The sequence below is a fragment of the Mycolicibacterium sp. Y3 genome, assembly GCF_051188035.1.
In the GTDB taxonomy this organism is placed as follows: domain Bacteria; phylum Actinomycetota; class Actinomycetes; order Mycobacteriales; family Mycobacteriaceae; genus Mycobacterium; species Mycobacterium fluoranthenivorans.
Genome location: NZ_JAVQLT010000001.1, coordinates 2955186 through 2969045 on the forward strand (window position 1 = coordinate 2955186; position 13860 = coordinate 2969045).

Annotated in this window: 16 protein-coding genes; 10 read left to right on the forward strand and 6 right to left on the reverse strand. The window is 68.1% G+C overall.

From position 1 onward, the window contains the following. Nucleotides 1-45 precede the first annotated feature (45 nt). From QN239_RS14300 to QN239_RS14310, 3 genes are all read left to right on the forward strand, one after another. Nucleotides 46-348: a YggT family protein gene (locus QN239_RS14300; RefSeq protein ID WP_090353839.1), complete on the forward strand. Its 303-nt coding sequence runs from the start codon at nt 46-48 to the stop codon at nt 346-348. 190 nt (nt 349-538) lie between these two features. Next, nucleotides 539-1354: a DivIVA-like cell division protein Wag31 gene (gene wag31, locus QN239_RS14305; protein ID WP_499011243.1), complete on the forward strand. Its 816-nt coding sequence runs from the start codon at nt 539-541 to the stop codon at nt 1352-1354. A gap of 28 nt (nt 1355-1382) precedes the next feature. Beyond that, entirely contained in the window at nt 1383-1691 is a 309-nt protein-coding gene (locus tag QN239_RS14310) for a DUF308 domain-containing protein (protein ID WP_499011246.1), read from the forward strand. Here the strand turns inward: QN239_RS14310 and QN239_RS14315 are convergent. After that, entirely contained in the window at nt 1688-2356 is a 669-nt protein-coding gene (locus QN239_RS14315) for a phosphoribosyltransferase (RefSeq protein ID WP_499011248.1), read from the reverse strand. The genes QN239_RS14310 and QN239_RS14315 overlap by 4 nt on opposite strands. A gap of 97 nt (nt 2357-2453) precedes the next feature. Here QN239_RS14315 and QN239_RS14320 point away from each other — a divergent pair, with 97 nt between their 5' ends. After that, nucleotides 2454-3803: a TIGR01777 family oxidoreductase gene (locus QN239_RS14320; protein ID WP_499016778.1), complete on the forward strand. Its 1350-nt coding sequence runs from the start codon at nt 2454-2456 to the stop codon at nt 3801-3803. On the opposite strand, the gene QN239_RS14325 is transcribed toward QN239_RS14320, so the two are convergent. From QN239_RS14325 to QN239_RS14340, 4 genes are read right to left on the reverse strand one after another with little or no spacing between them, the layout of a single operon-like run. Next, nucleotides 3782-4516, reverse strand: coding sequence for a type 1 glutamine amidotransferase (locus tag QN239_RS14325; RefSeq protein ID WP_499011251.1), 735 nt, complete (start codon nt 4514-4516; stop codon nt 3782-3784). The genes QN239_RS14320 and QN239_RS14325 overlap by 22 nt on opposite strands. Continuing rightward, nucleotides 4516-5694, reverse strand: coding sequence for a serine hydrolase domain-containing protein (locus tag QN239_RS14330; protein ID WP_499016779.1), 1179 nt, complete (start codon nt 5692-5694; stop codon nt 4516-4518). Before QN239_RS14330 ends, QN239_RS14325 begins: the two co-directional genes overlap by 1 nt. A 43-nt stretch (nt 5695-5737) precedes the next feature. Then, entirely contained in the window at nt 5738-6403 is a 666-nt protein-coding gene (locus QN239_RS14335) for a response regulator (RefSeq protein ID WP_499011254.1), read from the reverse strand. Beyond that, a complete protein-coding gene (locus QN239_RS14340; RefSeq protein ID WP_499016780.1) occupies nt 6396-7979 on the reverse strand; it encodes a sensor histidine kinase in 1584 nt (527 codons plus the stop codon). The genes QN239_RS14335 and QN239_RS14340 overlap by 8 nt, the downstream gene beginning before the upstream one ends. A 110-nt stretch (nt 7980-8089) precedes the next feature. On the opposite strand from QN239_RS14340, the gene QN239_RS14345 reads away from it, so the two are divergent. Genes QN239_RS14345 through QN239_RS14360 form a run of 4 tightly spaced genes read left to right on the forward strand, consistent with a single transcriptional unit; the run spans nt 8090 to nt 11520 of the window. After that, entirely contained in the window at nt 8090-9070 is a 981-nt protein-coding gene (locus tag QN239_RS14345; RefSeq protein ID WP_499011257.1) for a Bug family tripartite tricarboxylate transporter substrate binding protein, read from the forward strand. Beyond that, on the forward strand, nt 9067-9576 hold the full coding sequence (locus QN239_RS14350) for a tripartite tricarboxylate transporter TctB family protein (RefSeq protein WP_090353853.1): 510 nt from the start codon (nt 9067-9069) through the stop codon (nt 9574-9576). Before QN239_RS14345 ends, QN239_RS14350 begins: the two co-directional genes overlap by 4 nt. 1 nt (nt 9577) lies before the next feature. Further along, nucleotides 9578-11131, forward strand: a complete 1554-nt coding sequence (locus QN239_RS14355; protein ID WP_267293083.1) for a tripartite tricarboxylate transporter permease — start codon at nt 9578-9580, stop codon at nt 11129-11131. Then, nucleotides 11128-11520 (forward strand): universal stress protein, encoded by a 393-nt coding sequence (locus QN239_RS14360; protein ID WP_499011260.1) that lies wholly within the window; start codon nt 11128-11130, stop codon nt 11518-11520. The genes QN239_RS14355 and QN239_RS14360 overlap by 4 nt, the downstream gene beginning before the upstream one ends. Before the next feature lies 1 nt (nt 11521). Here the strand turns inward: QN239_RS14360 and QN239_RS14365 are convergent, their stop codons facing one another. After that, nucleotides 11522-12868, reverse strand: coding sequence for an HNH endonuclease signature motif containing protein (locus QN239_RS14365; RefSeq protein ID WP_499011263.1), 1347 nt, complete (start codon nt 12866-12868; stop codon nt 11522-11524). Nucleotides 12869-13067: 199 nt separating this feature from the next. Between QN239_RS14365 and QN239_RS14370 the strand changes: the two genes are divergently transcribed. Next, on the forward strand, nt 13068-13460 hold the full coding sequence (locus tag QN239_RS14370; protein ID WP_090353859.1) for an NINE protein: 393 nt from the start codon (nt 13068-13070) through the stop codon (nt 13458-13460). Beyond that, nucleotides 13450-13845 (forward strand): DUF2752 domain-containing protein, encoded by a 396-nt coding sequence (locus tag QN239_RS14375; RefSeq protein ID WP_499011266.1) that lies wholly within the window; start codon nt 13450-13452, stop codon nt 13843-13845. The genes QN239_RS14370 and QN239_RS14375 overlap by 11 nt, the downstream gene beginning before the upstream one ends. The last annotated feature ends 15 nt before the right edge of the window (nt 13846-13860 follow it).

Consider the following 13860-nt stretch of genomic DNA (forward strand, 5'->3'; position numbering starts at 1 on the left):
CCGGTTTGCAATCACGTTTTCCCGCCGTAGTGAGGTCGGCTTCCGTTGGCGCTGTTCTTCGAAATCCTGGGTTTCGCGCTGTTCGTGTTCTGGCTCCTGTTGATCGCGCGAGTGGTCGTGGAGTTCATCCGGTCGTTCAGTCGGGACTGGCACCCCAAGGGTGTGACGGTGGTGATCCTCGAGTTGATCCTGTCCGTCACCGACCCTCCGGTGAAGCTGCTGCGGCGTCTGATCCCGCAGTTGACCATCGGCGCGGTGCGCTTCGACCTGTCGATCATGGTGCTGCTTCTGGTCGCGTTCATCGGGATGCAACTGGCCTTCGGGGCGGCCGCGGGCTCGGCCGGCTGACCGTCGTCCGGCCGCGCCGACTCCGGCGCTGGATCAGCTTCCGACCAGCGTCGAAGATTGAAATTCGCTCTTAATTATGAGCCTCCTCTGCAACCGCCGGGTCTGCTGTGACAGGATGGACGCCAGTTACTCGTACCGACGCTCTACACTTTGAAACCGGTTGACGGTCCAGACTTCAAGGGGGCAGGCGATGCCGCTCACACCAGCCGACGTTCACAACGTCGCTTTCAGTAAGCCGCCCATCGGTAAACGCGGCTACAACGAGGATGAGGTCGATGCCTTCCTCGACCTGGTGGAGAACGAACTCACCAGGTTGATCGAGGAGAACGCCGACCTCCGCCAGCGGGTTTCCGAACTCGATCAGGAGTTGGCCGGAGCGCGTGCCGGTGGTGCACAGCCCACCCAGACGATCCCGGCCTACCAGCCCGAGCCCGAGCCGGAGCCCGTGGCGCAGCCGGTGTACGAGGCCCCGGCGCCGGTGGCCCAGCCGGCAGCACCGGTATCCGAGGACCACCACGTCCGGGCCGCCAAAGTGCTCAGCCTGGCGCAGGACACCGCCGACCGGCTCACCGGATCCGCCAAGGCGGAGTCCGAGAAGCTGCTCTCCGATGCCCGCGCCCAGGCCGATGCCCTGGTCAGCGAGGCCCGGCACACCGCGGAGACCACGCTTGCCGATGCCCGTCAGCGCGCCGACGCGCTGCTGTCCGACGCGCAGACCCGGTCGGAGACCCAGCTGCGCCAGGCACAGGAGAAGGCCGACGCACTGCAGGCCGACGCCGAGCGCAAGCATTCCGAGATCATGGGCACCATCAACCAGCAGCGCACGGTGCTCGAAGGACGACTCGAGCAGCTGCGCACCTTCGAGCGCGAGTACCGCACCCGCCTGAAGACCTACCTCGAATCGCAGCTCGAAGAGCTCGGGCAGCGCGGTTCGGCCGCCCCCGTGGACTCCGGTGCGACCAACGATTCGGGTGGCTTCAACCAGTTCAACCGCGGAAACAACTGACCGGCCCCTCGTCGGTTAACGTCGATCAATGCTGATCATTGCGCTCGTCCTCGCCGTTGTCGGCCTGGCTTCGCTGGTGGCCGCGGTGGTCACCAGCAATGAGGTCATCGCCTGGGTGTGCATAGGCGCCAGCGTCATCGGTGTGGTGCTGCTCATCGTCGATGCGCTGCGTGACCGGTCCCGGCACAATGCCGACGAGGACACCGCGGCTGACGAGCCCGAGGCGGTCCAGGACTACCCCGACGAAGAGGCTGTCGCGGCAGAGCCCGTCCCGGCGGATACCGCCGATGAGGCGCCAGATGCCGAAACCGACGCCGAGGCCGAGCACAAAGGCTAAGGCCGGGTCGCCAGCAGTCGCCGGACCTCGTCGTCGCTGGTCTGACGGAAGTCGTCGTACACCTGCCCGACTGCGCTGAAGTCCGGCGGCGAGCATGCGCAGATCACCGCATCGGCTTCGGCGCGCAACGCCCGGCACGTCGAATCGGAGCCGACCGGGACCGCCACCACCACCTCAGCGGGGCCGCCGGCCCGCACCGCGCGCACCGCGGCGAACATGCTGGCCCCGGTGGCCAATCCGTCGTCGACCAGGATCACCGTGCGGCCCTCGATATCCGGTGGCGGCCGGTTGCCGCGATATGCCCACTCCCGCCGGTGCAACTCGGCGGTCTCGGCCCGGATCGTCTCCTGGAGTTGTTCCTCGGTGACCCTCAGCTTGTCCATCAGGTCTCGGTTGAGCACCAGCCCGCCGCCGCTCGCGAGGGCGCCCATGGCCAGCTCGGTCCAATCCGGCACACCGAGTTTGCGCACCAGGAACGCGTCGAACGGGGCGTTCAGGTGGGCGGCGACTTCCCACCCGACCGGCACCCCACCACGGGCCAGGCCGAGGACCTGCAGATCGGTCCGGCCGCGATAGGGCGACAGATAGCCGGCCAGGACACGGCCGGCATCCCGGCGGTCGGCGAACCTGCCCGGCGCGGCGGTGCGCCGGAGGGTCTTTCTCATCGGACTCGGCTTCGTGATGGGGGACACTTCGAGCGTACGGCGGATCCGGGTGGGGTACCCCGGCCCTGCAGGTGGCAAATCAGCGATGGGAATTGAGATGGGCATTGAATACGACAGCGTCGTCGACCATCCGCTGGACACGGTGTTCGCCTGGCACGCCCGCCCCGGTGCGATGCGACGGCTGGTACCGCCGTGGCAGCCGATGACGGTGGTCGCCGAGACGCCGTCACTCGCTGACGGTCGGGCGATACTGGGGCTTCCGGGTGGCCTGCGCTGGGTGGCCCGCCACGATCCCGCCGGATATGACCCACCGCACCGTTTCGTCGACACCCTCGACTCCGACGGTCCGCGATCGTGGCCGGCGCGGGCGATCGGGCAGTGGCGGCACATCCACGAGTTCGCCGCGACCGGGCCGGATTCGACACGGGTGTCCGACACGGTGCAGACGGTGGTGCCGGCGGCTGCGCTGCGGCCGATGTTCGTCTACCGGCACGCTCAGCTCGCCGACGACCTGGCCGCACACCGCGACGCCGCGGCATCGGGCACGGGAGCACTGGTCATCGCCCTCACCGGCGCCAGTGGCCTGGTCGGTTCGGCGCTGGCGGCCTTCCTGACCTCCGGTGGTCACCGGGTGATCCGGCTGGTGCGTCATCAGCCCACCGGATCCCATGAGCGCCAATGGAATCCGTCCCAGCCCGACGCCGGTTTGCTGGCCGGGGTGGACGCGGTGGTACATCTGGCCGGTGCGTCTATCGCGGGCCGGTTCACCGAAGGACATCGCACGGCCATCCGCGACAGCAGGATCGGCCCCACCCGTGCCCTGGCCGAACTGGCTGCCCGGACATCCGGGGTGCGGGCTTTCGTCAGCGCTTCGGCGATCGGTTTCTACGGATACGACCGCGGCGACGAGCTGCTGGACGAGACCAGCGATCGCGGTGAGGGGTTCCTGGCCGATGTCGTCGCCGACTGGGAGGCCGCGACCGGCCCCGCCGCCGCGGCAGGGCTGCGGGTGGTCAACGTCCGCACCGGCGTGGTGCAATCCAGCGCGGGTGGCACGCTGCGACTGCTGCGGCCGCTGTTCGCGGCGGGGCTGGGCGGCAGGCTGGGCAGTGGCGCGCAATGGTTGTCGTGGATCGGTCTGGACGATCTGCTGGACATCTATTACCGCGCGCTCTACGACGACCGGCTCGCCGGACCGGTCAACGCGGTGGCACCCGAGCCGGTGACCAATGCCGACTACACCGCCGCGCTCGGGCAGGTGCTGCACCGGCCGACGCTGCTGCCCGTGCCGTCGTTCGGGCCGAAGCTACTGCTGGGGGAGCAGGGCGTGCGGGAACTCGCGGAGGCCGACCAGCGGGTGCTGCCCGTCGCGCTGCAGCGTCTCGGGCACCGGTTCCGCCGCCCGGGTATCGAGGCCGCGCTGGCTCACGAGCTGGGGCACGGCTGACGTGCCACGTGCCTGAGGAAGCCGTCCACCAGGCCGCGCACCCGTTCGGCGGTGTCGTCCTTCAATTCGTTTGTCCTGGAGAGTATTTCGTCGTGGTCGAGACCGTGCCCGATGACCTCGCCGTCACGGTCCTCGGCAAGCCAGAGCGACAGCAGCTGGTGGTCGATCTCGGGGTGGAACTGCAGCGCCAGGGCCCGCCCGAGGACGAACGCCTGCGAGGCGTTGGCGGTGCGGGCCACCTCCACGGCACCGGGCGGCAGCGTCCAGCGGTCGAAATGCCATTCGAACCACGCACCGCCGGGCACCAGGTCGGGCTGGTCGGTGCTGATATCGGTCCAGCCGATTTCGGCGACCGGGGCCCGACTGACGGTGCCGCCGAAGGCCTGGGCGATCAGCTGGCCGCCGAAGCACACCCCGAGCATCGCCACGCCGGCGTCGGCGGCGTCGTGGAGCAGCTGGGTCTGCGCGCCCACCCAGGTGCGTCGCAGGGCTTCGTCGTACACCGGCCACCGCGCCCCCAGCGGGACGAGCACGTCGTAGTCGGCGGCAGCGGGGAAGACCACGTCACCGGCGGGGTCGTCGACCCGCTCCGCCGGTACCACCTCGAACGTGTGCACATCGAAGCCTTGTTCGGTGAACGCCTCGCCCAGCAGGGCTTCGGAAGCGAGGTGTTCGTTGTAGAGGAAGAGAACCTTGGGCGCCACGAGCGCCATTATTTCGCCGGGGGCACTGGCGGCGCATCCTCGGGGGCGAGTTCGGCGCCGATCTTGCGGAACAGCGCCTCGGCCTCGTTGCGGTAACCGCCCTGGTCGTCGAACGCATCCGGGGCGAACGTGACGGCGACCGCGATGGCGATCTTGCGCGCCGGTAAGTAGGCCTCCAGGGCGGCGTACCCGGCGAACATCGGGTTCTGCAGCAGCCAGTTCCCGGAGATGACGACGCCCAGCCCGTAGGTGTAGCCGTCGGTCATCTCGGCGCAGGTGGTGCAGCCCGGCTGCGCGTGGGTCTTGCCGCGCAGCTCGGTGGAGACCATCCTGCGGTAGGACTCCGTGGACAGCAGCCGGCCCGATCCGATCCCGACCGCGGTAGCCTCCAGGTCGTAGATGTTCGAGGTCTGGATCGCGCCGTGGGTGATGGTCCAGGACGGATCCCAGAACGTCGTCTCCTCGTAGAACGGGGTGCCGGCCGGGATCTTGAGTGCCGCCCGGCGTTCGGAGCTGAACGCGTGCAGTACCGGTGGCGGGATCGCCGCGGTCTCGGCATCGGCGGTGTTCGTCAACCCCAGCGGGTGAAGTACCTTCTCGGACAACAATGTCGGCATATCCGTGCCGGTGGCCTTCTCCAGGGCCAGCCCGAGCAGCACGTAGTTGGTGTGGGCGTAGTTCCAGTTGGTGCCGGGCTCGTAGAGCAGTGGCTCATGCACCGCGAAGTCCAGTAGTTCGTGGGTTGTCCAGTGCCGGAATGGGTTTGCGTAGAGCGCGTCGTTCATCGCGGTGTTGCCGATGACGTAGTCGACGTAGCCCGAGGTCATCTGGGCGAGCTGGCCGAGTGTCACGCGGTCGGCGTGCGGGATGTCGGGCAACCATGTCGACAGCTTGTCGTCGAGGCTGACCTTCTTCTCGTCCACCAGGATGAGCAGCAGCGTCGACACATACGAGATGGCCACGGCGCCATTGCGGAAAAGCATGGCCGGGGTGGCGGGGACCCCGGTCATCGACTCTCCGACGGCCCGGGTGACCACCTCTCTGCCACCGATCGTGACGCGCACGATCACCGATCTCAGGTGTGCCTGGGTCACCGTGTCGCGGACGATCCGCATGACCGCCTCGGCCTGGGCGGAATCGGTGCCGGGTGTGACCGGTGGGGTGGCCGGCGCGCAGCCGGCGATCATCGTCGCCAGTATCAGCGCCAGGCACCGCCGCGGCACAGACACGCTATTCGGCGATCCGGTAGCGGCGTTCGGGGCGGCCCGCACCGTATTGCAGGCGCAGTTCCAGCAGACCGGTGCCGAGGTAGTGCTCCAGGTAGCGGCGCGCACTCACCCGGGAGATACCGACCAGGTCGGCGCATTCCGCGGCGGACACCTCTTCGGCCGTGCGGACGGCGTCGAGCACCAGCTGGCCGGTTTCGGCGCCCAGCCCCTTCGGCAGCACCGGTGCGGCGGTGGGGGTGGTGCCGCTGAACAGTGCGTCGATCATCGTCTGGTCGGCGCCGCCGTCGGCGGCCAGCGCGTCGGCGCGTGCCGCGAACGTGCCGAGCTTGGCGTGCAGCTGGTCGAACTCGAACGGTTTGATCAGGTAGTCGGCGGCGCCGCCGTCCAGGGCCCCGCGGACGGTGTCCAGTTCCCGCGCCGCGGTGATCATGATGACGCCGACGTGGTTGCCGCAGGCACGCAGCCGTTGCAGCACGGTGAGCCCGGACATATCGGGCAGGTACACGTCCAGCAGGATCAGATCGGGACTCAGCTCTTCGGCGGCGCTCAGCGCTTCCGCCCCGGTGCGGGCCACGCCGACCGCCTGGAAACCGTCGATCCGGTCGACGAAGCGACGGTGGATCTCGGCCACCATGAAATCGTCATCGACGATCAGCACGTCACGCATGGGCCAACCGCACCACGAACGAGGCACCGCCATCGGGACCGTCGGTGATCTCGACGTGTCCGCCGTGTTGCGTGGTGACCAGCCGGACCAGGGCCAGCCCGATACCGCGCTGTTTCTCCAGACCGCCGGCGCCAGCCGGTTTGGAGGTCACCCCGCGGGCGAACAGCGACTCCCGCAGATGCGGTGGCACACCGGGTCCCGAGTCGGTGACGGTGAGGGTGAGGCCGTCGGCGTCGCACACCGTGACGTTCACCTCGGCCCGGGTGGCGCCCACCGAGGCGTCCACCGCGTTGTCGATCAGGTTGCCCAGCAGGGTGATCACATCGGTGGCCAGCGCCGGCGACAGGGCCCGCAGCCGGCTGTCCGGATCGAGTGTCAGGATGACTCCGCTCTCGGCGGCCAGCGAGGTCTTGGCGATCAGCAGCGCGGCCACCGCTGGATCGGAGATACGTTGGGTGACAGCATCATTGATCTGCGCCCGGCGCCGGGTCAGGGTGCCGACCAAGTCGTGGACGGCGTCGAACTCGCCGAGCTGCACCAACCCGGAGATGGTGTGCAGCTGATTGGCGAACTCGTGGGTCTGGGCACGCAGGGTGTCGGTGACGCTGCGGTGTGAGGACAACTGCGCCTGCAGCGCGGCCACTTCGGTGCTGTCGCGCATCGTGGTGACGGTACCGATGTGCCGGCCCTGGCTGCGGGCCGCACGCCGGTTGAGGGCCAGGACGTGGCTGCCGGTGGCGATGATGACGTCGCGGCCTTCCTCACCCGACATCAGGAAATCCACCACGGCGCGTTCCAGGCCGAGTTCGTCGACGCGGCGCCCGACGGCCTCGGCGCCGAGGCCGAGCAGTTCCTGCGCGCTGTCGTTGAGCACGGTGACCACACCGTCGGGGTTGACCGCCACCACGCCCTCACGGATGCTGTGCAGCAACGCTTCCCGGTGATCGGCCAGGCCGGCGATCTCGGCCACCTCGAGCCCGCGGGTGTGGCGTTTGATCCGCCGTGACAGCAGCCACGACGCCGCCAAACCGAGCACCGCGCCCAGGCTCAGATACAGCAGCAGTCGTTCGCCCGCGCCGCCGATCAGCTCCCACACCGTCGGGTAGCGTTCGCTCACCGAGACGACGGCCAGCACCGCGCCACTGGCGGCCAGGATCGGGACCTGACCGATCAGGCTGCGTACCCCGTCGATATCGCCGTCGCCGAACCAGGCCCGGCCTTCGTCGGCGCGGCTGGCGGACAGGTCCATTCGGGTACCGACCCGGGCGGGGTCGGTGGACACCCGCACCCGGCCGTCGGGATCGAGGATCTCGGCCAGGCCGGCCCCGGACAGGGCCACCGCGCGGTCCACCTCGGGGGCGAGGATCCGGGCGGCGAAGGGGTCTGCGTAACGGTCCCGGACGATCGGGGTGGACGCCACGTTCTCGGCGACGGCGATCATCCGCTGGCCGCGGACATCGCGGAACTCGCGGGTGGACTGCGCGACCGACACCGCGGCCACCGCGATCAGCACCACCGCCACCACCACCAGCTGGAACAGCAGGAACTGGCCGGCCAGGCTGCGCCCCGGCAGCATCAGCACCCGCTTCGTGAACTTAACGACCACAACTTCCTTTGCGAACTCATGCGTGACCCGCATCACTGTGTGGGTCCAGTATTGCCGAACATCACAGGAGACGATGGGGGATGACCGTGCGTTCCAAGACGGGACTGGCCGTGCTGCTGGCAGTGGCACTGCTGTTGACCGCGTGTGGGGTGACCCGCGGCGAACAGGCCGGGGGCCTGCATCGACTGCGGATGATGGTGCCCAACAGCCCCGGTGGCGGGTATGACCTGACCGCCCGCACCGCGGTGAAGATCATGGAGGATCGCGATATCACCGGGCGTGTCGAGGTTTTCAACGTCATCGGCGCCGGCGGCACCGTGGCGATGGCCCGATTGATGAACGAACGGGGCAACGGCGACCTCATGATGATGATGGGGCTCGGGGTGGTCGGTGCGGTGTACACCAACGGATCCTCGGCGCGGGCCTCGAATGCCACCGCACTGGCCAAGATGGTCGAGGAGCAGGAAGGCATTCTGGTTCCGGCGGATTCACCGTTCAAGACGGTGCAGGACATGGTCGCGGCCTGGAAGGCCGATCCCGCGAAAGTGACCATCGGTGGTGGTTCCTCGCCCGGCGGACCCGATCACCTGTTCCCGATGGAGACTGCCCGCGCGGTCGGTGTCGATCCCCGCAAGGTCAACTTCATCACCTACGACGGGGGCGGCGATCTGCTGACCGCGCTGCTCGGCAAGAAGGTCGCCGTGGGCACCTCCGGACTCGGTGAGTACGTGGATCAGATCGAGGCGGGCCAGGTCCGGGTGCTGGCCGTGTCCGGGACCGAACGTGTCGAGGGCGTCGACGCCCCCACGCTGACCGAGGCGGGAATCAATCTGACCTTCACCAACTGGCGCGGTGTCCTGGCGCCACCGGGTATCTCCGATGACGCCAGGCAGGCGCTGGTCAAGGTGCTCGAAGACCTGCACGCCACCGACGCATGGAAGGAGGCCCTGGTGCGCAACGGATGGAGTGACGCGTTCATGACCGGGGAGAAGTTCGAACAGTTCCTCAAGGATCAGGACCAGCGGGTGTCCACGACCCTGACCGAACTGGGGCTGCTGTGAGCGCCCCGGATCCCGGCACCCGCCGGGTGGACAAGGCCCAATACCTGGTGGTGGTCGTTCTCGTCGCGGTCGGCGGGTTCCTGATCTACAACGCGCTCACCCTGCCCGGTGGCTATGCGCAGGTCGATCCCGTGGGGCCCAAGTTCTTTCCGATGTTCATCGGCATCGTGCTGCTGGTGCTGGCGGTGATCCTGGCGGTCGCGATCCCGCGCGGGTCGGTCGGTGAAGCGGATGCGGGGGAGGACATCGACCCCGATATGCCCAGCGACTGGCGCACCGTCGGGCTGCTGGTCGCGCTGTTCGTGGCCACCATCGTCCTGGTCAAACCGCTGGGCTGGGCGATCACGGCCGGTCTGATGTTCGCCGGTGCGGCCACCGTGCTGGGCAGCAAGCACTACATCCGCAATCTGGTGATCGGCGGCGTGCTGTCGGTGGGCAGCTTCTACGCGTTCTACTCCGGGCTCGGAATCCCGCTGCCCGCAGGCATTCTGGACGGGATCCTCTGATATGGACAACCTGAACTGGCTCATGCAGGGGTTTGCCGAGGCGGCCACCCCGATGAATCTGCTCTACGCCGTGATCGGCGTGCTGCTGGGTACCGCGGTCGGGGTGTTGCCGGGTATCGGCCCGGCGATGACGGTGGCGCTGCTGCTGCCCATCACCTACAACGTCAGTCCGAGCGCGGCCTTCATCATGTTCGCCGGCATCTTCTACGGCGGGATGTACGGCGGATCCACCACCTCGATCCTGCTGAACACACCCGGTGAATCCTCGTCGGTGATCACCGCGATCGAGGGCAACCGGATGGCCAAGGCCGGTCGCGCCGCGCAGGCGTTGGCCACCGCGGCGATCGGATCCTTCGTCGCCGGCACCATCGGCACGATGCTGCTGGTGCTGTTCGCGCCGGCGGTATCGCGGTTCGCGGTGACCCTCGGTGCGCCTTCTTATCTGGCGATCATGCTGTTCGCGCTGGTGGCGGTGACCGCCGTGCTCGGATCTTCCAAATTGCGCGGTGCGATCTCACTGTTCCTGGGATTGGCGATCGGCATCGTGGGCATCGATTTCCTGACGGGCCAACCGCGCGCGACGTTCGGGCTGCCGTTGCTGTCCGACGGTATCGACATCGTGGTGATCGCGGTGGCGATCTTCGCCCTCGGCGAGGCGCTGTGGGTGGCCGCGCATCTGCGGCGTCGGCCCGCCGACGTGATCCCGGTCGGTCGGCCGTGGATGAGCAAATCGGATTGGAAGCGGTCCTGGAAACCGTGGCTGCGCGGTACCGCATACGGCTTCCCGTTCGGTGCGCTGCCGGCCGGTGGTGCCGAGCTGCCGACGTTCCTGAGCTATATCACCGAGAAGAAACTGTCGAAGCATCCCGAGGAATTCGGGAAGGGCGCGATCGAGGGTGTCGCCGGTCCGGAAGCGGCCAACAACGCCTCGGCCGCAGGCACTCTGGTGCCGATGCTGTCGCTGGGCCTGCCCACCAACGCGACCGCCGCGGTCATGCTGACGGCGTTCGTGTCCTACGGTATCCAGCCCGGACCGACGCTGTTCGACAAGGAACCCCTGCTGATCTGGACGCTGGTGGCGAGCCTGTTCATCGGCAACTTCCTGCTGCTGGTGCTGAACCTGCCGTTGGCGCCGCTGTGGGCGAAACTGCTGCGGACCCCGCGGCCGTATCTGTATGCCGGCATCCTGTTCTTCGCCACGCTCGGTGCGTTCGCGGTGAACGTGCAGCCGCTGGATCTGGCGCTGCTGCTGGTGTTCGGTCTGCTGGGATTGATGATGCGCCGGTTCGGTCTGCCGGTGCTGCCCTTGATCATCGGCGTGATCCTCGGTCCGCGCATCGAGCGTCAGCTGCGCCAGAGTCTGCAGTTGGGCAGCGGCGACTGGGGCAGTCTGTTCACCGAGCCGGTCGCGATCGCCACTTATGTGCTCATGGCGGTCCTGCTGCTGATGCCGCTGATCCTGCGGTTGATGCACCGCAGCGAGGAAACCCTGTTGATCGTCGAGGATGACGCCGACCAGCAGCAGAAGGCTCTCAAGGAAGGCTCGGCGTCATGATCGTCGTCGGATACACCGCGGACCAGTTCGGTAGTGCCGCAGTGAAACACGCGGTCGTCGAGGCCCGGTTGCGCAGCACCACCCTGCGGGTGATCAACGCGACCAAGGGCGAAGCGCTCGCCGACCCCCAGTTCGCGCAGTCCGGTGCGTTGCAGACCCTTCGGGACCAGCTCGAGGCGTCCGGTGTGCCCTTCGAGGTGTCCCAACCGGTGGGCGTCGACCCGGCCGAGGAGCTGCTCGACGCGATGGACAGCCCGGATGCCGACCTGTTGGTGATCGGCATCCGGCACCGCAACCCGGTCGGAAAGCTGTTGCTGGGCAGCGTGTCCCAGCAACTGCTTCTGGAATGCCGCAAGCCGGTGTTGGCCGTGAAACCCGAGGATCTCTGAGCTACCCGTCCAGGATGTGTTCGGGGTGGTGGTAGAGGTTGGTGCGGGCTTGGCCGGTGTCCAGTAGTGGTGGTGGGATCCATTCGACGTGGCCGGTGGTGGTGAGGACGGTGGTCCAGCTGCCGTCTTTGACGAGGCGGTTGTGCGGGCCGCAGGCCAGCACGAGTTGGTCGATATCGGTGCTGCCGCCGCGGGCGAAATCCTGCACCGCGTGGTGGGTTTGGCAGCCGTAGGCCGGGACCCGGCACCCGGGGAAGGTGCAGCCGCGGTCGCGGTAGGTGAGCACCAGACGCTGATCAGCACTGGCGCAACGACGGGTCCGCCCGAAATGCAGCGGCCGCCCGGTCACGTCATCGAACACCGCCAGGCACAACAGCGAATGCGAGGCCAGGCGGATGACCTCACGCATCGGCATCCGGCTGCCGGCCGCGGTGACCGCGTGCCCGGTCGCGGCGTCGAAATCGGCGACGGTCGCACCCAGCACCACCGTGACCGGCAACCCGTTGTGCTCACCCCACTCGCCCGAAGCCAACGCGTGGCGGGCGACGGTGATCAACGCGTCGTGCTGACGCTGCCCGCGGGTGCGGGTATCGGCGTCGATCGCCTCCTGCGACGGGGCACCCTTGGTACACGGGGACTCATCGGCGGGATTGCACATGCCGGGTCCGGCGAGCTTGCCCAGCACCGGTTCCAGATACGCCCGCCCCTGCGCAGTTACCGTGCCATGGAATTCACTGTTGCCGTCCTCGTCCTGCGGACCCAGCACAAACGTCCGGCGCTCCTCACCCCGCTCAGCATCCTCATCCTCATTCGGTTCAGGCCCGTCCGGGTCCAGCACGGCGAGCAGATGCTTGGCCAGCGCGCGCAGGGTGTCTGGATCATGGGCGCTCGCATACCCGGCCAGCCGGGCCTCGGCATCGGCGCGGGTCGGCTCATCCACGGCGAACGGAATCTTTTTCATGGTCGTGGTGATGATGCGGACATGCTCGGCGGTGATCTCCCCGCGCGCCTGCGCGGCCGAGGTGCCCGGATACACCGGCGCCAACGGCTGCCCGGTCACCGACCGCCGTGGGGCCAGCAGTTCCCCCTCGGCCAGGCGGCGCCCAGCCTCCTGCGGGGAGAGCCGCAACCGGATCCCCAACGCATCGCGCCAACTCCGCGCACCCAGATCAGCCGGACTGGCTTGGGCCTTCACCGCCGCCATCACCCGATGCTGAATCGCCGGAACCCGCCGATACACCCGCTCCAACACGGTCTGAACATCCAGCAACTCGGCCACCGAGGCATCGTCGAACACCGCGCCCGACAACTTGTCGAGCACCGCCTCCAGATCGACCACACCCTCCATGACTCGAACACTAGTACGAACCACCGACAAGATCAGACGTTATCCACAGCCCCAGAAACCATCCACAGATCACGAAATGCCCCTTGACAGAACCGAATTCGCGTCTCTCGTCCACGCGCCGCGCGCCTACCGTGGGGGTCTCCCATGTTGATCTGCCGTGCGGCCTCGAAGTGACCCCGATCTCTGGCATCCTGAATCCATGACCGATCAGCCGCCCTATGGTGTCGACCCGGGCAGCATCCCGCCGCCCCCGCCCGGAGCGCACCCCTACCCACCGCCGTATCCGCCCCCGGCCTACCCGGGTGCGTACTACGACCCGGCCGCGCCGTACGGCCGGCACCCGCTCACCGGCGAGCCCTTCTCGGACAAATCAAAGGTGGTGGCCGGCCTGCTGCAGCTCCTCGGGCTGTTCGGCCTGGTCGGTATCGGCCGCATGTACCTGGGCTACACGGGCCTGGGCATCGCCCAGCTGCTGGTCGGGCTCGTCACCTGCGGTTTGGGCGCGGTGATCTGGGGCATCATCGACGCCATCCTCCTGCTCACCGACAAGGTCCGCGACCCGCAGGGCCGCCCCCTGCGCGATGGCACTTAAGACCGCCCAGTACGGCGCGATCGGCACCGGCGCGGTGCTGGCCGGAAGTCTGCTCTACATCGGTCTGGCCGACCCGCACCGGCCGGGGTTCCTGTTTCCCGGCTGCCCGTTCAAGATGCTGACCGGCCTCAACTGCCCGGCCTGTGGGGGGCTGCGGATGACCCACGACCTGCTGACCGGCAACGTCGGCGCTGCGGTCGTGGACAACGTCTTCTTGCTCGTCGGGCTACCGATCTTGCTCACTTGGCTGGTGGTGCGGTGGCGCCGCGGTCAGAAGCTGATGCCCACCGCGGCCACGGTCACGGTCATCGCCGCGGCCGCACTCTGGACGGTCGTGCGTAACTGGCCGGGGTTCCCGCTGGTCCCCACGTTTATCGGTGTGTAGACAGGTGTCTGCGCT